Source organism: Arthrobacter sp. SLBN-122 (assembly GCF_006715165.1).
Taxonomy (GTDB): Bacteria; Actinomycetota; Actinomycetes; order Actinomycetales; family Micrococcaceae; genus Arthrobacter.
Map to the genome: position 1 here is coordinate 1085704 of NZ_VFMS01000001.1, position 20930 is coordinate 1106633.

Sequence of the window (20930 nt, forward strand, 5' to 3'; positions counted from 1 at the left end):
CAGACAAAGGAGTCCCATGACAGAGCAGGAAACCACCGGGCCGTCGAGCATCTGGACCAAGATCCAGGGCATCGGTTTCGGTGGTGACTACAACCCTGAACAGTGGCCGGCCAGCGTCCGTTTGGAGGACCTGGAACTTATGCAGGAAGCGGGGGTGAATTTCCTCAGCGTGGGGATCTTCTCCTGGGCGCTGCTGGAACCCTCCGAAGGGCACTACGACTTCGGGTGGCTGGACGAGGTGATGGACAACCTGGCCGGCATCGGGGTGAAGGTGGCCCTGGCCACCGCCACCGCCGCTCCCCCCGCCTGGCTGGTCCGGAAGCATCCGGAAATCCTGCCGGTCACGGCTGACGGAACTGTGCTGGGCCCGGGCTCGCGGCGGCACTACACGCCGTCGTCGGCCGTTTACCGCCGCTACGCCACCGGGATAACGCGCGCCCTCGCGGAACGGTACAAGGACCATCCGGCCCTGGCACTGTGGCATGTGGACAACGAACTGGGCTGCCACGTCTCCGAGTTCTACGGGGACGACGACGCCGCTGCCTTCCGCGCCTGGCTGGAGCGCCGGTACGGGAGCATCGATGCGCTCAACGCTTCCTGGGGGACGGCATTCTGGTCCCAGAACTACGGCTCCTTTGAGGAGATCCTGCCGCCTTCCGTTGCGCCGTCCACCCTGAACCCGGGCCAGCAGCTGGATTTCCAGCGGTTCAACTCCTGGGCGCTGATGGACTACTACCGGGAGCTCGTGGCTGTCCTGCGCGAAGTCACCCCGGACATCCCCTGTACCACCAACCTGATGGCATCCAGCGCCACCAAGTCCATGGACTACTTCGACTGGGCCAAGGACCTGGACGTCATCGCCAATGACCACTACCTGGTGGCTGCCGACCCCGAACGGCAGATCGAACTCGCGTTCAGCGCGGACCTCACCCGGGGGATTGCGGGCGGTGACCCGTGGATCCTGATGGAGCATTCGACGTCGGCCGTTAACTGGCAGCCGCGCAACCAGCCCAAGATGCCCGGCGAGATGCTGCGGAATTCGCTGGCCCACGTGGCCCGCGGGGCCGACGCCGTGATGTTCTTCCAGTGGCGGCAGAGCTTTGCCGGGTCCGAGAAGTTCCATTCGGCCATGGTGCCGCACGGCGGACGCAACGCGCGCGTGTGGCGTGAGGTGGTGGAGCTTGGGGCTGCGCTGAAACGGCTTGAGCCCGTGCGCGCTTCGCGGGTCCAGTCCCGGGCTGCCATTGTCTTTGACTACGAGGCCTGGTGGGCCAGCGAGATCGACTCCAAGCCCAGCATCGACGTGAAGTACCTGGACCTGATGCGGGCCTTCCACCGGGCACTGTTCCTCCGCGGGATTTCCGTGGACCTGGTTCATCCCTCCGCTTCACTGGAGGGGTATGACCTGGTCCTGGTGTGCACGCTGTACTCGGTGGCTGACGATGCCGCGGCCAACATTGCCGCAGCCGCCTCCGCCGGTGCCACGGTGCTGGTGAGCTACTTCAGCGGCATCGTGGACGAGAAGGACCATGTGCGGCTGGGCGGCTATCCCGGCGCCTTCCGCGAGCTCTTGGGGGTGCGGGTTGAGGAGTTCCATCCCCTCCTTGCCGGTTCGCAGCTGAAGCTGAGCGACGGCACGGTGTCTTCGATCTGGAGCGAGGACCTCCACCTGGCCGGTGCGGAGGCAATGCAGTCCTTTACCGGGTACCCGCTGGAGGGAGTCCCTGCCCTCACCCGCCGCGCCGTGGGCTCGGGGGCGGCCTGGTACCTGGCCACCTTCCCCGACCGGGACGGGATTGATGCTGTCCTGGACAAACTGCTGGCCGAGTCCGGCGTCTCCCCCGCCGCGGCTGCCGATCCCGGCGTGGAGCTGGTGCGCCGGCTTTCCTCCGACGGGCAGAGCTACCTGTTCGCGATCAACCACACCCGTTCGGACGCTTCGGTGTCGGCCACCGGCACCGACCTGCTGACCGGCGGGACATTCTCCGGGACCGTTCCGTCCGGCGGTGTTGCGGTTATCGCGGAGGCATAGGCGTCCGGGCGCGCCGGCTGGTTCAGCGCCCCCTTGCCCTGCGTCTGACGGAAACGCGTACGACGGCGGCACCCCCTTGGGTGCCGCCGTCTCGGTGGCGAAGCGGGCCGCACGCGCGGCCACCGAACGGAGTGTGAGCCTGCGCCCGGCACAGGACACCATGACCTACCTGACCGCGCTGCTACCCGTCGCCCAAGGGGTGGCCGCCTACGCCGCCCTCAGCAAGGATGCCGACACGGCACGCCCGGCCGGTGATGAGAGGTCGCGGGGGCAGGTCATGGCCGACACCCTCGTTGAACGCGTTACCGGTACCCCGGGCGGGATCAGCGGGGTTCAGATCCAGCTCGTCATGACCGACCGCATGCTCCTCCAGGCCGATACCGAACCCGCCCGGGTCCCCGGCTACGGCATCATCCCCGCAGCAGTCGCCCGGGACATCGCACTCACCCCTGCAACCACCAAACCCGGTTCCCCCGCCACTGATGACACCGCCGAACACCCCGCCGACACGGCCGACAATGGCGGCCGGCGTGACCTGGACGTGTGGGTCCGCCGCCTCTTCGCCGCCCCTGGTAGCGGGGAGATGGTGGCGATGGACTCCAAGGCAAGGTTCTTTCCGGGCGGGTTAAAACGCTTCCTCCAGGTCCGGGACGATACCTGCCGCACGCCGTACTGCGACGCCCCCATCCGCCACCACGACCACATCGCCGCGTGGCACGACGGCGGCCCCACGAGCGCCAGTAACGGACAGGGGCTCTGCGAAGCCTGCAACCACACCGAAGAAACACCCGGCTGGACCGCAAAAGCAGTCCCCGGCCCGCGGCACACGGTAGCGACCTGCACCCCAACCGGCCACACCTACCACTCCACCGCACCACCACTGCCCGGCAGCGGCATGGGTAAGCGGCTCAAGGAACAGCTTCTGCACGGGGCGTCCTCCCTACCCTGCCCTCCGGACGTGCCCTTTCCATCCAGGTCCTGGGGCGGATAGTGCCCGCCGAACCGGTCGGACGGGCTTCTGAACCGGAACGACGACATAACGAACCTCGGACCAGGCGAAGGGAACGCGCCGCTCCATAGAAGCCATGCCTTGGAACGCGGCTGCTCCATTCCATTACCCCGCCAGGTCAGCCTGACAACTGCGCCTTAAACAGCTCCGCCCCGGAAGGAACATTGGTTCCTTCCGGGGCAGAGCTGCCACCCGCCGTCGGACGTCTGTGATGAGGAGGCACCATAGAGACGGTCCGGAGCCGTGTTGGCGGGGTGAGGACTATTTGCTGATGGCGGACTTCATCTCGTCGGTGGCTTTCTTGCCTGCATCTTCTGGAGAGAGCCGTTCGAACAGGACTTCGGAGGTGTACCGCTTGATGATTTCCTGGATGGCTCCTGCACCCTTCGGGGGCGGTGCCGGTGCCTCGCCAAGCTCATCCTTGATCTGGTCGATGAACTTGACCACCTTGACGTCGGCCGGAGTCAGCTTCGGCTGGATTGCGGCCCGGACCTCCGAGTTGGGGTAGACACCGCGGTCAGCGAGGAGGGCCTCTCCGGCTTTGACGTTGTTGGTCAGGAAGTTGATGAACTTCGCCGTTTCCTGCGGGTGCTTGGTGCGCGAGGAGGCGGACCAGAACTGTGAGGCCTTGTACCAAAGGCCCGCATCATCAGCAGAGCCGGTCTTGGTGGGGAACCGCAGGATCTTCAGGTCCCCGCCGCTTGCCTTCTCCAGTGCCGGGGCCTGGTTGGACCACCAGAAGGCCATGCCGTTCTTGCCCGTGGCCAGTCCGCTCTGGTCAAGGGGGGCAGCCTCGGCTTCCACCACCTCGGACGCGGACGGCACCGCCTTGTTCTGGCTCAGCTGCTTCAGGAAGGCCCACCATTCGGCGATGTCGCCCGGCTCGAAGCCCAGCTTGCCGTCGGAGGTGTACAGCGACTTGCCGTTCTGCCGGAGCCAAACCCCCAGGGAAGCCTCATCAGTTCCGTACGCTGCAGCGCCATAGGTTCCCTTGGGCGACTTGGCGGTGATTTCTGCGGCGATGCGGCCAAAGTCGTCCCACGTCCACTTGGTGTCGTCCGGGAGCGGCACTCCGGCTGCCTGGAAGACGGCGGGGTTGGCCAGGATGGTGGCGGCGTTGATGCCTGCGGCGATCCCGGTCAGTCCCTTCTCGCTCTTACCGGCGTTCAGCGCCGCTTCGTCCAGTTTGGAAGTGTCGATGTCGTACTTGGACAGGTCAAGAAGGGCACCCCGGCTGGAGTACTCCGTGATGTACTTCTCATCCATCTGGATGACGTCCGGGGCATCATTGGCCGCTACCTGGGTGGCCAGCTTGTCCCAGTAACCGCTCCAGTCGCCGAACTCGGGCTTGACCTTGATCTTCGGGTTTTCGGCTTCGAACTGCTTGATGGCCTCCTGGGTCAGCTGGGCGCGCTTGTCGCCGCCCCACCAGGAAAAGCGAAGCTCCACGGTGCCATCGGCGTTCTGCGGGGCTGCTCCCCCGCCACAGGCGCTAAGGGCCATAACGGCGGCGACTGCGGCGGCAACCGCGCCGGCCTTACGGGTTCGGCCCAAACGGGGTGGGTGGCTGGTGCCTGATGCGGGTGCCCCTGCAGGCTGCTTGGCAGCAGACGCAGGACGGGGGAAAAGCGGCACTGTGTACTCCGATCTTCGTTGATCCAGGTGCGGGTTGATGTGGGGACGGCGGCTGACTTCAGCGGAAGTCTGGCCGAAAGCCGTGAAAGCGCTTTCTGGTCCTAATGCTATAAGTTGCTCACTTGTATTACAAGACGGTGCTGCCATGAATATTGAGCGATTGGTGCACCGGAAAACCAAGACGAACGGCCCGCCGCTCGGACAGGCCGTTCGTCTTTGAGGTTTGCGCCCGGCTTATGAGATGCCCGGGGTTATTTGATGCCCGTGGTGGCGATGCCCTTGATGAGGAACCGCTGGCCGAAGAGGAAGACCAGGAAGACCGGCAGCAGGGACACGATGGACATGGCGAACAGCGAGCCCCAGCTCGTGGCCGACTGTGAATCCACGAACGCCCGCAACGCCACCGGAACGGTGAACATATCCGGGTCCGTGAGGTAGATCAGGGCGCCGAAGAAGTCGTTCCAGGTCCAGATGAAGGTGAAGATGGTGGTGGTGGCCAGGGCCGGCACCATCAGCGGCAGGATGACCCGCAGGAAGATCCGTGGATGGCCGGCACCATCAATTCGCGCCGCCTCATCCAGCTCCTTGGGGATGCCGCGGATAAATTGCACCATGAGGAAGACGAAGAACGCGTCCGTGGCCAGCAGTTTGGGCACCAGCAGTGGCCAGAAGGTATTAACCCAGCCGATCTGCGAGAACAGGATGTACTGCGGAACGATGACCACGTGGAACGGCAGCATGATGGTCAGCAGCATGATGCCGAAGAACAGCTTCTTACCCGTGAACTGGAGCCTGGCGAAGGCGTAGGCGGCCATGGAGCAGGAAACGAGGTTCCCCAGGATGGAGCCGATCACCACGATGGCCGAGTTCAACATGTAGTGGCCAAAGGGGTGCGTCAGCGCTGACCAGCCGGAGGTGTAGTTGCTCATTTCCAGGCTGTTGAGCCAGAGTCCCGGCTCGCGGAAGATCAGCTCATTGGGACGCAGGGAGGACACCACCATCCACAGGAGCGGGTAGATCATCAGCCCGCCGGCCAGGATCAGGATGCCATGCTTCATCAGCGATTTACCGCGCTGGGCCCGGCTGAAGGCCAGCGTTCCACGGGACTCGCGGACCCGGCGCTTGCGGTTCTTAGGCTTGCCGTCGCCCGCGGACTTCTTGTCCGGGGTGGGCAGCGTCTCAAGCTTAGTCGTCATAGAAAACCCAATACTTAGAAGCGATGAAGTTGATGGCGGTGAACACGCCGATGATGAGCAGCAACACCCACGCCATGGCGGACGCGTAGCCCATGTCGAACTGGCCAAAACCCTTTTGGTAGAGGTACAGCGTGAAGAACATGGTGGAGTCCGAAGGCCCGCCGTTGCCGCCGGAGACGATGAACGCCTGCGTGAACGACTGGAAGGAACCGATGATCTGCAGCACCAGGTTGAAGAAGATGATGGGGCTCAGCATGGGCAGGGTGATCTGCCGGAACTGCTGAAGCGTCGATGCGCCATCCACCCTGGCGGCCTCGTAGTACATGTTGGGGATCTGCCGCAGGCCTGCCAGGAAGATGATCATGGGGGCACCGAAGGTCCAGACGTGCAGCAGGATGATCGAGCCCAAAGCCGTACTGGGGTCCGAGATCCAGCCCGGACCCTGGATGCCGAACATGGCCAGGACCTGGTTGACCAGCCCGGTGGTGCCGAAGATCTGCTTCCACAGGATGGCAACGGCAACCGAACCGCCCAGGAGGGACGGCAAGTAGAACACCGAACGGTAGAACGGCAGGCCTCGAAGCCCCTTGTCCAGGACGAGCGCGATGAGCAGCGCCACGGCGAGCTGCAGCGGCACGCCCACAAAGACATAGGTGAACGTGACCCGGAGCGAGTTGTGCAGCCGGGCGTCGCTGAGCATCCGGGTGAAGTTGTCCAACCCGGTCCACTCCGGCGGCTGGAGCAGGTTGTAGTCCGTGAAGGAAAGGTAGAGGGACATCAGCATGGGGCCGATGGTGATGGCCACCAGGCCCACCAGCCACGGCAGCAGGAAAATGTAGGCGGCCTTGTTGTCCCGCCTGTTGGCCTTCTTCTCCTCGGGGGTGGCCTTGCCTTTCCGCCGGGTGATGGAACTGAGCTCGCTGATGGCGCTCACGGGACCTGCTCCATCCGGGACGCCAGGGTCACGGCGGCCGGCGCCAGCGCCGGACGCAGTGTCCTGGAGATGTGTTTTGCGGCCATGTGGTCTCCTTTGGTCATCGTGGCCTCCACGTTACGGTCATCGCCAGGCGATGGGGATCGGGCACTTCCGGCACGGTCTGCTGCCGCCTTACAGGACTGCAGGATCCGGGGCCCGGGGTGCCGTTTGAATTGCGGCTCCGTACCAAAGTAAACGGTTTCTTGACTCCTGTATAGCCCTTTGTTAGTTTTTGAGAAAACGTTTTCTGTTACCGGCGTTACGCCACCCCCACCCAACAAGCCGAGGGGCACAACCAATGAAGTTTGGTCTCAAGAAATCCGTCATGGGCGTCACCGGCGTTGTTGCCGCACTCACCTTGGCACTGACCGGTTGCGGCAACAGCCAGCAGGCCGCAAAAGTGGGCACGGCGGAAGACCCTGTCACCATCCGCTTCGCCTGGTGGGGCAACGATTCGAGGGCGAAAACCACTATGGAGGTTATCAAAGCCTTCGAAGCCGCAAACCCCACCATCAAGGTCCAGGGCGAAAACACCGAATACAGCTCCTACTGGGACAAGATGGCCACCCAGATTGCGGGCGGAACCACACCGGACGTCATTGCCATGAGCGGCGCCTACCCCAGCGAATACGCCAGCCGCGGCGTTTTGCTGGACCTGGACAAGGTCAAGGACCAGATCGATACCTCGAAGTTCGCCGAAGGCACCGCGGACCTGGGCAAGATCGACGGCAAGCAATACACCATCACGGCAGGGGTCAACTCCATGTCCATGGTCCTGGACCCCAAGGTGTTCCAGGCCGCAGGCGTGGCGATGCCGGACGACGAGACCTGGACCTGGGACGACTACGCCAGGATCGCAGCCGAGATCACGCAAAAATCCCCGGCCGGAACCTTCGGCACCACGCCCATGTCCAACGACTCCTTCCTTGCGGTATGGGCACGCCAGAACGGGGAAGCCCTTTACACGGATGACGGCAGGAAGATGGGCATCAGCGAGGACACACTGGCACGCTGGTTCGAGCTCAACAAGAAGCTGATGGATACCGGCGGCGCCCCCTCCGCGTCACAGACCGTTGAGGACGGCTCCGCGCAGCCGGAAATGACCCTGATGGGACAGGGAAAGCAGGGCATGAAGATCTCCTGGAGCAACCAGATGACGTCCTACTCCGGCGCTCCCCTGGTCATGGCCAAGCTGCCCGGCGAAAGCAAGCAGGCCGGCGCATGGCTGCGCTCCTCGATGGAGTACGCCATCTCCTCCAAATCCTCCCAGCCCAAGGAAGCGGCCCTGTTCATCAACTACCTGGTCAACAACATGGACGCGGCCGCGAAGATCAAGAGTGACCGGGGCATGCCTGCCAATACCGAACTGAAGGCGGGGATCACTCCCCTGCTGAAGGAAACCCAGCAGAAGGAAGCGGCCTACCTGGACCGCATCGCCGCCCTGAAGTCCAGGCTCCCAAGCCGTTCCCGGCAGGATCATCGGCCACCATGGAAGTTTTGAACCGTTACAACACGGATGTACTCTTCGGAAAGATCTCCCCGCGGGACGCAGCCAAGGGCCTGATCCCCGAGGTCAACCAAAACCTGGGCTGACCAGACCATCCGCGCGGTAAAGGCCAGCATCACCATCGGAAGGAGGCCGGCACAGTGACCCCAACACCACAGATCCCAGCGGTACGGCCCAGCGCAATCGCCGGCTACCACGACTGGCCCGCCTATGTGCGCGAGCATCCACGCCACCAGGCGTCCACGCAGTCGACGCAGGAGTTCTCGGACGCCTTGGGTGTGCCGGGGGCAGGGGAACCACCAGAAGTGACGGTGCACTGGGAGGAAACGTACGACGGCGCCACCACCTCCCAGCTCAGCTGGCAGTTGGGCTTCGGGCCGCGGACAACGGGCTGGCTGGTCCGGCCGGCCGGAAGTCCAGGACCCCTCCCGGGGGTCCTGGCCCTGCACTGCCACGGCGGAAACAAGTTCGGCGGGGCCGACCGGCTGGTGGAATTACCGGACATCCACCCGTCGGCGGCGGCCGCCCGTTCAGGCCATTACGATGGCCGCGCCCTGGCCACCGACATCGCACGGCGCGGCTTCGCTGTCCTGGCCCATGACACGTTCGCCTGGGGCAGCCGCAGATTTGACCTTTCAACTCCACCCTGGCGGACCGCCTCGGCGACAGCGGCGAGGCAGGCGCAGTGGCGGGAGGACGGCGTCGTGCCCTCCGACGCCGACCAATACAACGCCGCTGCGGCTTTCCACGAAGACACTGTTGCCAAAGCCGCCGGCCTCCTGGGCACCAGCCTGGCCGGCATGGTGGCGCACGACGACCTTGCCGCCCTCGACATCCTGGCGGCCCTGCCGGAGGTGGACCGGGACAGGCTCGGCTGCATCGGCTTCTCCGGCGGCGGCGGCCGGTCACTCGCCCTCTCAGTCCTCAGCCCGCGCATCCGGGCCGCCGTGGTGACCTGCATGATGACCACCTTCGAATCCCTTCTCCCTGACTACCTGGACGCCCATTCCTGGCTGCTGCAGACGCCCGGACTGTGGAAACTGGGCGACTGGCCGGAACTCACAGCCCGCTCAGCAGACGCCCGGTTCCTGGTCCAGTACGCCCTGGCCGACGAGCTCTTTCCGAAGGACGGGATGCGCCAGGCGCACGGGATCCTGGAATCCCTGCATGGCGGCACCGGCCGGTACACGGGCAGCTTCCAGCCCGGCGGGCACGTCTTCACCGCTGCCATGCAGGACGAAGCCCTTGATTTCCTGGCCAAAACGCTGGCATTCTGACCACTTTTACAACTGCTCCCACGTCTTACAACTGCTCCCAAGGACCCACGTGACCACACAGCATTCGGCGGAATCCACCCACCAGCAGACCGCTCCGACCGCCATCCCGCGGGTGGCCCTGGTGGGCGTGCACGGCTTCGGCGAGCGGCACCTTGCCAACCTGTCCCGGCTTGAACAGGCGGGCGCCCTGGAACTGGTGGCCGTCGCCGATCCCAACCCGCCGCAGCCTGGCAGCCTGGCCGCTTCGGTGGCCGTGTTCCCGGGCCTGGACGGACTGCTGGCCGCCCAGCCGGGCGTCGACGTCGTCATTATTGCCACCCCCATCCAGACGCATGCCCCGCTGGCCATCGCCGCCCTGGCCGCCGGGATGGACGTCTACGTGGAAAAGCCGCCCGTGGCGTCCCTGGCCCAGTTCGAGCAGGTCCTCGCCATTGCCCGGGAGAATGGCCGACTGGTCCAGGTGGGCTTCCAGAGCCTGGGATCCCGCGCCCTGCCCGCCATCAGGGACACTGTAGCCGCCGGGGAGATCGGTACTGTCCTGGGCATCAGCGCCACAGGCCAGTGGCTCCGGACCCAGGCATACTTCAAGCGCTCACGCTGGGCCGGAAAGCGCAGCCTGGACGGCGTGGATGTGGTGGACGGTGTTGCAACCAACGCCCTGGCCCACGCCGTTGCCACGGGCCTTTCCCTGGCCGGCGCGCGGACCCTCGCCGACGTCGCCTCCGTGGAGACGGACCTGTACCGCGCCAACCAGACCGAAAGCGACGACACCTCCGTCCTCCGGGTCCGCACCACCCAGGGAACCACGCTGCTGTGCGCCCTCACGCTCTGCGCCCCCGAACAGCTGGACCCGACCGTCACCGTGCACGGGACCCTGGGCGACATCACGCTCTCCTACACCCGGGACGAGGTGGTCATCACTACCGCCAACGGCGAGCGGCGGGAGACCTACGCGCGCACGGACCTGCTGGAAAACCTCCTCGACGCCCGGGCCACCGGGGCTCCCCTGCTCTCTGCGCTGCAGGACACCGGCGCGTTCACCGCCGTGCTGGAAGCGATCCGCACCTCTCCCGCGCCGGCCCCGATCGACGGACAATACATCTCGTGGGAGGGCGGAGGCGACGACGCACATCCCGTGGTCCAGGGCATCACCGACCTGATGGCCCGCGCCGTCAAAGCGCAGGCAACCTTCGCCGAGCTCGGAGCCCCCTGGGCCCGCGCCCTGCCGCCCACCCACACGCTGCCCCTGGACGGCCACCCGGTGGCGGACTACCGCGACGGCAGCCACATCCGCGCCGTCTCCTCCCCGCGCCCCTACCTGCACCCGGTCCGGACCCTTGCCGGAACGGTGGTGACGGACCACCAGCCACTGGACCATGTGTGGCACCTGGGCGTTGGAGTGGCGCTGCAGGACGTGGACGGAGTGAATTTCTGGGGCGGCCGGACCTATACCCGGGAGGCCGGGCAGTACGTCTGGCGCCCGGACCACGGCAGCATCGCCAGCACCGGCACCGCGGCCGAACAGAATGACGCGGTGGACGGCCGCGAGGGCCGACTCCAGGAGACCCTCAGCTGGAACGGCCCGGACGGTACCCCCATCCTTGTGGAGGAACGCTCCTGGGCCTGGGCAGGCGTCGCGCCCTCCATCTGGCGGCTGTCCCTCGACTTCGCGCTGTCCCCCGCCGGTGACACGCCGGTCAGCCTGGGCAGCCCGGGATCGAACGGACGCTTCGAGGGCGGGTACGGCGGCTTCTTCTGGCGCCTGCCGCAGTGCGGGGACGCGGCAGTCTGGACGCCCGCCGGTGCCGGCGAATCACAGACCCACGGCAGCGTCACGCGCTGGCTCGCCTGGTCAGGAGAGTTCGACGGCGGCCCAGCCACCTTGGTGTTCGTCGCCCCGGAAGGCTCCACTGATCCCTGGTTTGTCCGGGTGGAGGGCTACCCCGGAATAGGCCAGTCGCTGGCGTGGGACGCCCCCGTCAATGCCCGGCGGGGCAGCCCGGTGCGGCGGAGCATCACCGTCTTTGTGGCCGACGGAATCCTGTCCACAACCGACATCCAAGATCTGATCAACCAGCAGGGGGACCCGTCATGACCCAAACAACCACTTCAGCCGTCCCCCATGGGGAAGCGCGCCTGGCCCCCGGATCCAGGACGGACCGGGCCATCAAGCGCCGGCGCGTCCTGGACATTCTGGACGGGACCGGGCAGGACTCCCTGCTGCTCACCACCAACACCGCCCTGACCTGGTACCTGGACGGCAGCCGCGTCCACATCAGCCTTGCCGGCGATCCCATCGCCGCCCTGCTGGTGGACCGCGACGGTGACCACCTGGTCACGTTCAACAACGAAGCCGGCAGGATCGCCGCCGAGGAGCTGCCCGCCGGAGTCAACCTGCACACCGTCCCCTGGTACGGGAACCTGCACCAGGCCGCGGCCGCCGTCGGGAACGGCTCCCGGCCGCCGCTGGCCGAAGCGGACGTCGCGGCACAGTTGCGCGCCGCCCGGCAGCAGCTCCTCCCGGCCGAAACTGCCCGCTATTCCATGCTCAGCGCGGAACTGGCAGGGATCATGACCGATGTCCTGTCCGCCGCCCGCCCGGACACCACGGAGTTCGAGCTGGTCTCTGCGCTGGCCGCCCGGGTGGTGGCCGCCGGTGCGGAACCGCTGGTGCTCCTGTGCAACGGCAGCTCCCGCAGCACTTTCCGGCACCCGCTGGCAACCCATTCCCCGCTTGGCCGCCGCGCCATGGCCGTCGTGTGCGCCCGCCGGGACGGCCTGGTTGCCAACATCACCCGCTGGATCCGGTTCGACGCCGGCACCCCCGAAGAGCGCGACGCCGAGGCCCGCATCGCGGCCGTGGAGGCGGACATTTTTGACGCCACCGTTCCCGGCGCCCGGCTGGATCGGATCTTCGCCGAGATCCAGGCAGCCTATGCGCGGCACGGTTTCGGGGCGGACCAGTGGGAACAGCACCACCAGGGCGGTCCCGCCGGTTACGCGGGCCGGGATCCCCGGGTGACCTCAGAGGTGACCGACACGGTGTTGCTGGACCAGGCCTTCACCTGGAACCCCTCGGGCCCCGGCGTCAAGATCGAAGACACCGTGCAGCTCACCGAATCCGGACTTCGCGTCCTCACCGTGGACCCGCGCTGGCCGGTGGTTACGGTGAACGGGCTGGACCGGCCGGTGACGCTTCAGCTGTAGGAAGGATCCGCAGGCAACAGGAAACCCCGGGACCGATGCGGTCCCGGGGTTTACCGTTGGTGGTTGAGCTTGTCGAAACCTCAGCCTACGGAAGCTGCAGTTCACCGTCCACGCGGCGCGGGATGCCCAGGGGGTTGTCCTCGCGAAGCGCCGGGTGCAGCACCGCCTCGGGAGCATCCTGGTAGGCCACCGGACGCTGGAACCTGCGGACCGCCGTCGCACCAACCGAGGTAAAGAGGGAGGTGGTGGCCGGGTACGGGCCGCCGTGCTGCTGGGCCCAGTTGACGGCCACGCCCGTGGGCCAGCCTTCGAACAGGACACGCCCGGCGAGCCCGGAAAGCTGTTCGGCCAGATCCGCAATGTCCTCATCGGGCTGCGCGTGCAGGGTGGCGGTCAGGCTGCCCGGGACCTTGGCCAGGACAGCTGACAGTTCCTCCTGGTCCGTGTATTCGATCAGGATGGTGGTGGGGCCAAAGCATTCCTCCAGCAGCTGCTCGGGGCGTTCCAGCACCTTGGCGGCGGTGGTGGAGAACACCACCGGAGCCGCACCATTGGACGCGGCGTCCTGCTCCACGGTGCCGGCGACCACAGCCACGCCGTCCACTGATGCGAAGGCGCGCAGGCCGTCCGGGTAGGCTTCGGCGATCCGGGTGGTGAGCATGCCCAGGGCAGGCTTGTCCTTGCTGGCCTCCGCCACTTCCTTGGCGAACTGCGTTCCCGCAGGGATGAACACCAGGCCCGGCTTGGTGCAGAACTGGCCCGCACCGAGGGCGAAGGAGCCGGCCAGTCCGGCGGCGAGTTCGGCGGAGCGGGCCTGCAGTGCCGCGGCGGTGATGACCACGGGGTTCAGGCTCCCCAGTTCGCCGTAGAACGGGATGGGGTCGGGACGGGAGGTGGCGAGGTCGAACAGGGCACGGCCGCCGGGGATGGAGCCGGTGAAGCCCACGGCTTTGATGGCGGGGTCCTGCACCAGCGCCGTTCCCACTTCGCGTCCGTGGACCAGGGCGAACAGGCCTTCCGGTGCACCGGCGCCGAGGAGCGCCTCCGCCACGATTTCAGCGGTGCGCTCCGACAGGCGGAGGTGGCCCGAGTGTGCCTTGACGATCACCGAACAGCCGACGGCGAGGGCGGAGGCCGTGTCCCCGCCCGCTACCGAGAAGGCGAACGGGAAGTTGGAGGCGGAGAAGACGGCAACCGGGCCGATGGGCTTGAGGATCCTGCGCAGGTCCGGCCGGGGCGGGGTTGCCGCCGGGTCCGCGTGGTCGATGATGGCCTCAAGATAGGAGCCCTCGGTGATCACGCGGGCAAACAGGCGCAACTGGCCGGTGGTGCGGGCAACTTCACCGGTAAGGCGCGCGGCGCCCAGGCTGGTCTCGGCATCGGCGATCTCCACCAGTTCGGCAGCGTTGGCGTCCAGGGCGTCCGCCACGGCGTTCAGCCAGCCGGCGCGTTCAGCATCGGAAGCTGCGGCCGAGATCCTGGCCGCTGCTGTGGCCGCAGCGGTGAGCTCGGTCAGGGAAAGCGTTGCAGTTGTCACGTCAGGTACCTGTTCGTCGTATGGAAATTCATGGTTGCAGCGTGTCCCGGAAACGGAAGCCCAGTCCGGGCTGGTCCGCCAGGGCCAACCTGCTGTTGGTGAACCGCACCGGCGACGGCCCGGCCAGGATCCCCAATTGTTCGAAGGAAGCCTCTTCGACGTCCTCCACCATGGTGGGTTCGGCCAGGGTCAGGGCCAGTTGCCCGGACAGTTCCGGCAGCAGGTGCGGCATGACCTTGATGCTGTTGGTCCTCGCCAGCTCAACGATCCGCCGGAACGGGGTAATCCCACCCACGCGGATGATGTTGGGCTGGATGATGTCCACCGCCTCCGCCTCAATGAAATCGCGGAACCGGTAGATGGTGTGCAGGTTTTCACCAAGGGCGATGGGCACGGGCGAATGCTTCCGGAGCCGGCGGTAGGCCCAGAGGTCGTCCGCGCGGATGGGTTCCTCCAGCCATTCCAGCCCGAATTCGGCCAGGACATCCAGGGCCCGGAAAGTGGTGGGCAGGTCCCACCGCTGGTTGGCGTCGATCATGAGCCTGCGGTCCGGGCCCAGGACGGTGCGGACGGCGGCTACGCGTTCGCGGTCCTCGCGGATGTCCGGTTTTCCCACCTTGATCTTCACTGCCTGGTGGCCGGCGGCCACCCAGCGTTCGGTCTGCGCCACCAGCTCGTCCAGAGTGTAGTGCAGGTTGACCCCGGAGCCGTACACCTCTGCCGATTCCTGCCGCTGGCCCAGCAGGCCGGTGACCGAGGTTCCGGCGCGGCGGGCCTGCAGGTCCCACAGGGCCAGGTCCACGCCTGCCATGGCGATGGTGGTGAGGCCGCCGCCGCCGGCCTCGTGCAGCCGTTTCCAGAGCACATCCCACACCGTCTCCGGGGTGGCCGGCAGGCCGGTGACGAAAGGGGCGATGTCGTAATCCAGGAGCGCCTTGACGGCCTGGGGACCGATGGTGGGTGTCCACGAGAAACCGAAGCCCGTGCCGCCGTCGTCCGTCTGGATTTCCGTGGCAATCACGTGGTTCTCCGGCGCCTCCGCCCCCCAGCTGCGGAGCAGCGGAACGGTGAAGAGCCGGGTGGACAATCCGGTGATGCGCGGAACAGTGCGGACGGCTTCGGCCGCCGGTGCGCTCATCAGCGCCCGGCCAGCTCGTAGCCCTTGGCCAGGATGGCTTTGAGCTCCACGAGCTGTTCCTCCGTAGGATCGACCAGCGGCGGCCGGACCGAGCCCACCGGCAGTCCGCCCAGCCTCAGGCCGGCCTTGATCAGGGAAACGCCGAAGCCGGGGGTCTGGTCGCGCAGGCGTACCAGGGGTGCGTAGAAGCCCTCGAGGAGGGCGTTGCGGCGGTCCTCGTCCCCTGCGGCGTAGGCGTCGTAGTAGGCCTTGGCGATCTCGGGGGCCATGGCGAACGCCGCCGAGGAGTAGAGCGGGATGCCCAGGCCGCGGTAGGCGCCCTGCGTCAGTTCGGCGGTGAGCAGGCCGTTGAAGAAGGCGAAGTCCTGCCGTCCGGTGGCCTTGACCGCGGTGACGATTTCCTGGGCCAGGCCCACGTCGCCCAGGCCGTCCTTGAAGCCGATGACCTTGGGATTGGCGGCCAGCTTGGCCATGGACGCCGCGGTGAACTTCGCGTTGCCGCGGTGGTACACGATGACCGGCAGGCTGCTGGCGTTGGCCACGGCCTCGATGTAGGCCACCAGTCCGTCCGTGGGACCGGTCACCAGGTACGGCGGCAGCACCAGGAGCGCGTCGGCGCCGGCTTCTTCAGCAGCCCGGGCGGCGGCAAGGGCGTGGCCCAGGGGTCCGCCGGCGCCGGCCACCACGGGGACCTGTCCGGCAACAACCTCGACGGCGGCTGCCACCACGGTGCGGACCTCCTCGATGCTGAGGGCATGGAACTCACCGGTGCCGCAGGCCGGGAAGACTCCGCCGGGGCCAAACGGCAACCGTGAGCTGATGTGTTCCTTGAGCAGGTCCACGTCAACGGCGCCTTCGGCGGTGAACGGGGTGACGGGGAAGAACAGTACGCCGTCGAATTTCATGGTGTCTCCTTGCCTCCGGTGCCGGCTGTGACCAGCGTGGAGGCCTCGTCGTTGAGGGTTGGATTGGACTTGAGCTCACTGCGCCAGGTGCGCTTTGGCTGCCAGCCCAGCAGCTCATGGGCTTTGGCAATGGAGAATGCGGGGCTGGTGCCGGTGAGGCCGGCGCTGAGCGCTTCGCTTCCCGGCAGGAATTGGGGCATCAGCTCAGCAAGCGGGACGGTGGCCAGGGCGTCGGCTGCCCCCACGAAGAAGGTTTCCCCGTTGGGAATGTCTTCCATCTTCTGCAGCAGCACGTCCAGGAAGTCCGCTACGTCGCGGGCGTCCACATAGTTGAAGAGCGCCGGTGCTGAGAGGGCGGGGTCGGCCAGGCGTTCGGCAAGGGTGTGTCCCTGCTGGGTGGGAGCGCCTTCCCATTCCTCTGGCGAGATGACAAAGCACGGACGGAACGCCGCGTACCGGATCTTCTCCCCCTGCGCAGCGGCGAACATCTGCACGGTCTGTTCGGCGATGAGCTTAGACAGCGCGTAGGCGTTCCAGGGCTTGGGCGGGGTGCGCTCATCGAGCGGGAACGACGGCGGCAGCCACCCCGCCGGGCAGCCGTAACCCAGGACCGTGGGGCTGCTGGCGGTGACGATTTTGCCGATTCCCAGTTCCGTTGCTGCGCTGATCACGGCGAAGGCGAGCCGGGTGTTGGTGCCGAAAATGACGTCCTCCGGCGCGCTGAACGGTACCGCGATCGCCGCAAGGTGGATGACGGCGTCGGGCTTTGCCGCCCGAAGGAGGCGCAGCGCCTCACCCGGCGCCAGGAGGTCCGCGGTTTCCTGAACGACGCCGGCCGGCAGGAGTTCGGGGGGCACCACGTCACGGTCCACCGAGACTACCTCGTGTCCCGCCTGTGCCAGCCCCGCCACCACGCTGCGGCCGAGGCGGCCGGAGCCGCCGGTAACGAATATCCTGCTCATGGTTGTTCCTCTACTTGCCGCGGCGAAGGTCGACGCCGAGGTCCAGGTCCTCGACCCGGACGGGCAGGGACGTTTCCAGGGAGCGGTTGCCGGCAATGCCCACGGACACCGAACGCAGCCCGTCCAGGTAACCGGAGGGACGGCCCAGCGGGTCCTCGCCCGGTCCGTTGAAGAGATCCGACAGCAGCAGCTCGTCACCGCCGCCATGGCCGCCCTCACCGTTGACGATCGGCACCTCGTACGCGGCCTCCCAGTGGCGCTGGACCACCAGGCGCTCGCCGTTGCGGCGGACGGCGTCCTCTTCCTCAACAGGGGTTGCGGACGGGTCCACGACGGTCTTCTTGTCCGTACTGTGCAGGACGGCGGCGCGTTCCACCACCTCAAGCTCGGCGCGGCCTTCGGTACCGTTGACAGCCACCCGGTAGCCTTCCCACGGGCTGTGGGCATTCAGCGAGTAGCTCAGGCGCGGGCCGCCCTGGTATTCCACCACCAGAGCCAGGTTGTCCTCGATGGTGATGCCGGCGGTGAACACATCCTGGTCGCGGCGGTAGCCGTCGTAGTGTTCGTTGTCCAGGAACAGGGCCTTGAGGCGCTCGTCCTCCCTCAGGTCAAGCGCGAAGGGGTCCTTGGCGCCGCCGGGGGCATCGGCGTCGGGCGTTCCCCGTTCCGGGCGGGGGCCAAGCCCGCGCTCGGCGGCGTTCTTGTCGCCGTAGAACTTCAGGCCACCGGACGCGAAGATCCGCTCCGGGACGTCGTCGATCCACCAGTTGACCAGGTCGAAGTGGTGCGACGCCTTGTGGATGAGCAGCCCGCCGGAGTTCTTCTTCTCCCGGTGCCAGCGGCGGAAGTAGTCCGCACCGTGGACGGTGTCCAGCACCCAGCTGAAGTCCACGGAGGTGACCTTGCCGATCACGCCGCTCTGGATGATTTCCTTGAGCGCGCTGTTGCGGGGCGAGTAGCGGTAGTTGAACGTGACCACCACGTTCCGGCCGGTCTCCTGGACGGCCTGGGTGATCCGGCGGCAGCCTTCGGCGTCGATGGTGAGGGGCTTTTCGACGACGACATCCGCCCCCGCGCGAAGGCCCTCCACGATGTAGTCGGCATGGGTGTAGTCCGGTGTCGTGACTATGATGCGGTCGATGTTGTTGGCCTGGATGAACGCGGTCAGGTCCGCGGGATCAAACGATGCCACCGGTCCCGGCGCACCGAGTTCCTGGATGAGCTTCTGGTAAAACTCAACGCGTCCGGGGTTCACGTCGGAGAACGCCACGAGCTCGGCAGTATCGGCGTGCTTGCCGAAGATGGCGCGGATGTACATCTCGGACCGGCCGCCGGTACCGATCAGCGCGATCCGTGCCTTCCCACCATTGGGGCTGGTGACCTGCGAAATGGTGTCCGGGGAAGCAGCTGCGGCCGACGTCGTCTCGGCTGTGTTGACCATGGGGTCCCTTTCAAAACTAATTGCCGGCCGTGCGAACGGCGGCTGTGGATCGGCGGCGGCACTGGTAGCACCGGATGGGGAAACGCCTGAGAAAGCGTTTTCTCAGCTATCTATAGAAGTTGTATCAACCCCTCGGGCGATCCGTCAACCATTTTCCAGCTTGAAGGAAAGCGTTTTCTGAGGCTGCTCCCCGGCTGTTCGCCATCGGCGCGGGAAAACAGGTGGGAAAAGCGTAGAAATCGCTTTCCTGCTCCCGTATATGCTGTCTTTCAAAGCATCTGCCATCCCCGCCCAGCTGCCGGAACACCAAGGGTTCGGTGGCGGCGCGGACGGATGGCGCAAAAGAAGGGTTCCCTATGGCCAGGAAATCGGCAAGCGGCCGGATCGGCATTGCGGATGTCGCCGTGAAGGCGGGAGTTTCCCATGCCACCGTTTCACGCGTCATGAACGGAAACTTCACCGTGGACCCGGACATTGCCGCCCGGGTCCGGGCAGCCGCAGTCGAGCTGAAGTACCAGCCCAATCCCGTGGGCCGCAGCCTGGCCCTGGGCAAAACGGACACCATCGGCATTGTGGTGCCGGACCTGGCCAACCCCACCTTCCAGGCGATCCTCCGCGGCCTGAGCAGGGCGGCCGCCCAGGACGGTTACCGCGTGCTCATCGCGGACTCATTCGAAGTGTCAAGCGAGGAGTCCATCTTGGCGGGCGAGGCGCGGCGGCGGTGTGACGGGCTGGTCCTCTGCGCCCCGCGCATGTCGGACGCGGAACTGGAGGAGATTGCACCCTCCCTGCACCCGGTGGTGCTGATCAACCGCACCACCGCCGCGCCGAATGTGCCCAGCCTGGTGGTGGACTACGGCCAGGGCGTCCAGGACATCGCGGGGCACCTGGTGGAACTGGGCCACACCCGCCTGGCTTTCCTTGCGGGACCGCACGGCAGCGCCTCCAATGAGATGCGGCTCAAGGGCCTGGAAACGTTCAAGGCCGCCCACCCCGAGGTGGAGGTGACCATGCTGGAGGGCGGCTCCGACTTCGACACCGGGCACGAAGCCGTGGATGCCGTCCTGCACAGCGGGGCCACAGGCATCCTGGCCTTTAATGACCTGGTGGCGATGGGCCTCATGAGTGGCCTGCATGAGCGCGGCATGGATGTCCCCGGGGACATTTCCGTGACGGGCTTCGACGACATCCCTTTCGCCAGGTACACGACGCCGGCCCTCACCACGGCCGCGGTCCCCATCACCGAACTGGGCGAGCAGGCCTGGCATCAGCTCCGGGCGCTGATCCGGAAGGAAGGCCATGAAACCCCGGGCAGCCGCTACCAGCCGCGGCTGGAAGTCCGGGCCAGCACAGGGCCGGCCAAGGCGCCGCGCAGCATGGTGCACGGCTGATTCTCATCCCGCTGCATCAGAACCCAGCCCGGCCTCTTTGTAGAACCCCCCAATGTGGGCCGCCACCAGATCTGCGGCCCGGCCGCCGTCGCCATTCCTGACGGCAGCCAGGATGCCGTGATGCTCCGTGCGCAGCCGAGAGGCCGTGGCTTCCCAGTCCGGCAGATTGGCCGTCAGTTCGGCGGCGTATCCCTGGATGGCTTCCCTCAGCGACCCCATCATGGCGCTGACCACGGTATTGCCGGCTGCGTTGGCCAGCGCCAGGTGGAACCGGACGTCAAGGGCCAGGAAATCCCCGGCTGACAGGCCGTCCGGGGCATCCATGGCCGCCAGGAGGGCAGCCGCGTCATCGAGTTCGGGCGCGTCCTGCGGTGCTTTCGCCGCAGCCCACGATTCCAGCAGGACCCGCGTTTCCACAATGTCCGCCACGGGCAGGTGCTGGGTGGCCACGTGCAGCCGAAGGGCAGAGCCCAGCGCGGACGTGGGGTCCGAAATCACTACCGTTCCGGAGTCCGGCCCGGACCCCACGCCGGCGCGGACCACTCCCATTGCCTCGAGGATCCGGATGGCCTCCCGGACGGACGTGCGGGAAACCTTGAGTTGTTCGGCGAGCGTGCGCTCGGCGGGAAGCCGGCCACCCACGGCCAACCCGCCGGCGGAGAGTTGGTCCTCGATCCAGGTCAGGACCAGCTGATGGGTGCGCATAGGCCCAATGGT

Annotated in this window: 15 protein-coding genes and 1 pseudogene; 7 read left to right on the plus strand and 9 right to left on the minus strand. The window is 66.6% G+C overall.

The window, feature by feature from the left end; genetic code table 11:
- The first annotated feature begins 16 nt into the window (after positions 1-16).
- Both FBY36_RS05155 and FBY36_RS05160 read left to right on the plus strand, forming a co-directional pair.
- Positions 17-2032, plus strand: coding sequence for a beta-galactosidase (locus tag FBY36_RS05155; protein WP_142117629.1), 2016 nt, complete (start codon positions 17-19; stop codon positions 2030-2032).
- Positions 2033-2123: 91 nt separating this feature from the next.
- Positions 2124-3023 (plus strand): annotated as a pseudogene (locus tag FBY36_RS05160) (HNH endonuclease); the annotation flags it as partial.
- A gap of 279 nt (positions 3024-3302) precedes the next feature.
- Here FBY36_RS05160 and FBY36_RS05165 read toward each other — a convergent pair.
- From FBY36_RS05165 to FBY36_RS05175, 3 genes are all read right to left on the minus strand, one after another.
- On the minus strand, positions 3303-4676 hold the full coding sequence (locus tag FBY36_RS05165) for an ABC transporter substrate-binding protein (protein ID WP_142117631.1): 1374 nt from the start codon (positions 4674-4676) through the stop codon (positions 3303-3305).
- Positions 4677-4927: 251 nt separating this feature from the next.
- Complete coding sequence (locus FBY36_RS05170; RefSeq protein ID WP_142028981.1) at positions 4928-5872, minus strand: carbohydrate ABC transporter permease; 945 nt, start codon at positions 5870-5872, stop codon at positions 4928-4930.
- On the minus strand, positions 5862-6806 hold the full coding sequence (locus tag FBY36_RS05175) for a carbohydrate ABC transporter permease (protein ID WP_142028982.1): 945 nt from the start codon (positions 6804-6806) through the stop codon (positions 5862-5864). The genes FBY36_RS05170 and FBY36_RS05175 overlap by 11 nt, the downstream gene beginning before the upstream one ends.
- Positions 6807-7146: 340 nt before the next feature.
- On the opposite strand from FBY36_RS05175, the gene FBY36_RS05180 reads away from it, so the two are divergent.
- The 4 genes from FBY36_RS05180 to FBY36_RS05195 all read left to right on the plus strand — a co-directional run bounded on the left by FBY36_RS05180 (position 7147) and on the right by FBY36_RS05195 (position 12839).
- Positions 7147-8349 (plus strand): ABC transporter substrate-binding protein, encoded by a 1203-nt coding sequence (locus tag FBY36_RS05180; protein ID WP_235008726.1) that lies wholly within the window; start codon positions 7147-7149, stop codon positions 8347-8349.
- A 146-nt stretch (positions 8350-8495) separates the two neighbouring features.
- A complete protein-coding gene (locus tag FBY36_RS05185; protein ID WP_235008727.1) occupies positions 8496-9632 on the plus strand; it encodes an acetylxylan esterase in 1137 nt (378 codons plus the stop codon).
- Positions 9633-9681: 49 nt separating this feature from the next.
- Positions 9682-11727 carry a DUF6807 family protein gene (locus FBY36_RS05190; protein WP_142117632.1) on the plus strand — a complete coding sequence of 682 codons (2046 nt, stop codon included), beginning with the start codon at positions 9682-9684 and terminating at the stop codon, positions 11725-11727.
- Positions 11724-12839, plus strand: a complete 1116-nt coding sequence (locus FBY36_RS05195; RefSeq protein ID WP_142117633.1) for a M24 family metallopeptidase — start codon at positions 11724-11726, stop codon at positions 12837-12839. Before FBY36_RS05190 ends, FBY36_RS05195 begins: the two co-directional genes overlap by 4 nt.
- A gap of 85 nt (positions 12840-12924) precedes the next feature.
- On the opposite strand, the gene FBY36_RS05200 is transcribed toward FBY36_RS05195, so the two are convergent.
- Genes FBY36_RS05200 through FBY36_RS05220 form a run of 5 tightly spaced genes read right to left on the minus strand, consistent with a single transcriptional unit; the run spans position 12925 to position 18822 of the window.
- Complete coding sequence (locus FBY36_RS05200; RefSeq protein ID WP_142117634.1) at positions 12925-14376, minus strand: aldehyde dehydrogenase (NADP(+)); 1452 nt, start codon at positions 14374-14376, stop codon at positions 12925-12927.
- A gap of 28 nt (positions 14377-14404) precedes the next feature.
- A complete protein-coding gene (locus tag FBY36_RS05205) occupies positions 14405-15514 on the minus strand; it encodes a mandelate racemase/muconate lactonizing enzyme family protein (protein WP_142117635.1) in 1110 nt (369 codons plus the stop codon).
- Positions 15514-16419, minus strand: coding sequence for a 5-dehydro-4-deoxyglucarate dehydratase (locus tag FBY36_RS05210; protein ID WP_142117636.1), 906 nt, complete (start codon positions 16417-16419; stop codon positions 15514-15516). Before FBY36_RS05210 ends, FBY36_RS05205 begins: the two co-directional genes overlap by 1 nt.
- Positions 16416-17381 carry an NAD-dependent epimerase/dehydratase family protein gene (locus FBY36_RS05215; protein WP_142117637.1) on the minus strand — a complete coding sequence of 322 codons (966 nt, stop codon included), beginning with the start codon at positions 17379-17381 and terminating at the stop codon, positions 16416-16418. Before FBY36_RS05215 ends, FBY36_RS05210 begins: the two co-directional genes overlap by 4 nt.
- A 10-nt stretch (positions 17382-17391) precedes the next feature.
- On the minus strand, positions 17392-18822 hold the full coding sequence (locus FBY36_RS05220; protein WP_142117638.1) for a Gfo/Idh/MocA family protein: 1431 nt from the start codon (positions 18820-18822) through the stop codon (positions 17392-17394).
- Positions 18823-19178: 356 nt separating this feature from the next.
- Here FBY36_RS05220 and FBY36_RS05225 point away from each other — a divergent pair, with 356 nt between their 5' ends.
- The gene (locus FBY36_RS05225; protein WP_142117639.1) at positions 19179-20213 is read left to right on the plus strand and encodes a LacI family DNA-binding transcriptional regulator; all 1035 of its coding nucleotides are present in this window, start codon (positions 19179-19181) and stop codon (positions 20211-20213) included.
- Positions 20214-20216: 3 nt separating this feature from the next.
- Here FBY36_RS05225 and FBY36_RS05230 read toward each other — a convergent pair whose 3' ends face one another.
- A complete protein-coding gene (locus tag FBY36_RS05230; protein ID WP_142117640.1) occupies positions 20217-20918 on the minus strand; it encodes a FadR/GntR family transcriptional regulator in 702 nt (233 codons plus the stop codon).
- Between the last annotated feature and the right edge of the window lie 12 nt (positions 20919-20930).

Coding starts and splice junctions, on each gene's coding strand:
- FBY36_RS05155 (WP_142117629.1), top strand. CDS start 17: ATGACAGAGCAGGAAACCACCGGGCCGTCGAGCATCTGGACCAAGATC.
- FBY36_RS05170 (WP_142028981.1), bottom strand. CDS start 5,872: ATGACGACTAAGCTTGAGACGCTGCCCACCCCGGACAAGAAGTCCGCG.
- FBY36_RS05180 (WP_235008726.1), top strand. CDS start 7,147: ATGAAGTTTGGTCTCAAGAAATCCGTCATGGGCGTCACCGGCGTTGTT.
- FBY36_RS05195 (WP_142117633.1), top strand. CDS start 11,724: ATGACCCAAACAACCACTTCAGCCGTCCCCCATGGGGAAGCGCGCCTG.
- FBY36_RS05205 (WP_142117635.1), bottom strand. CDS start 15,514: ATGAGCGCACCGGCGGCCGAAGCCGTCCGCACTGTTCCGCGCATCACC.
- FBY36_RS05210 (WP_142117636.1), bottom strand. CDS start 16,419: ATGAAATTCGACGGCGTACTGTTCTTCCCCGTCACCCCGTTCACCGCC.
- FBY36_RS05215 (WP_142117637.1), bottom strand. CDS start 17,381: ATGAGCAGGATATTCGTTACCGGCGGCTCCGGCCGCCTCGGCCGCAGC.
- FBY36_RS05220 (WP_142117638.1), bottom strand. CDS start 18,822: ATGGTCAACACAGCCGAGACGACGTCGGCCGCAGCTGCTTCCCCGGAC.
- FBY36_RS05225 (WP_142117639.1), top strand. CDS start 19,179: ATGGCCAGGAAATCGGCAAGCGGCCGGATCGGCATTGCGGATGTCGCC.
- FBY36_RS05230 (WP_142117640.1), bottom strand. CDS start 20,918: ATGCGCACCCATCAGCTGGTCCTGACCTGGATCGAGGACCAACTCTCC.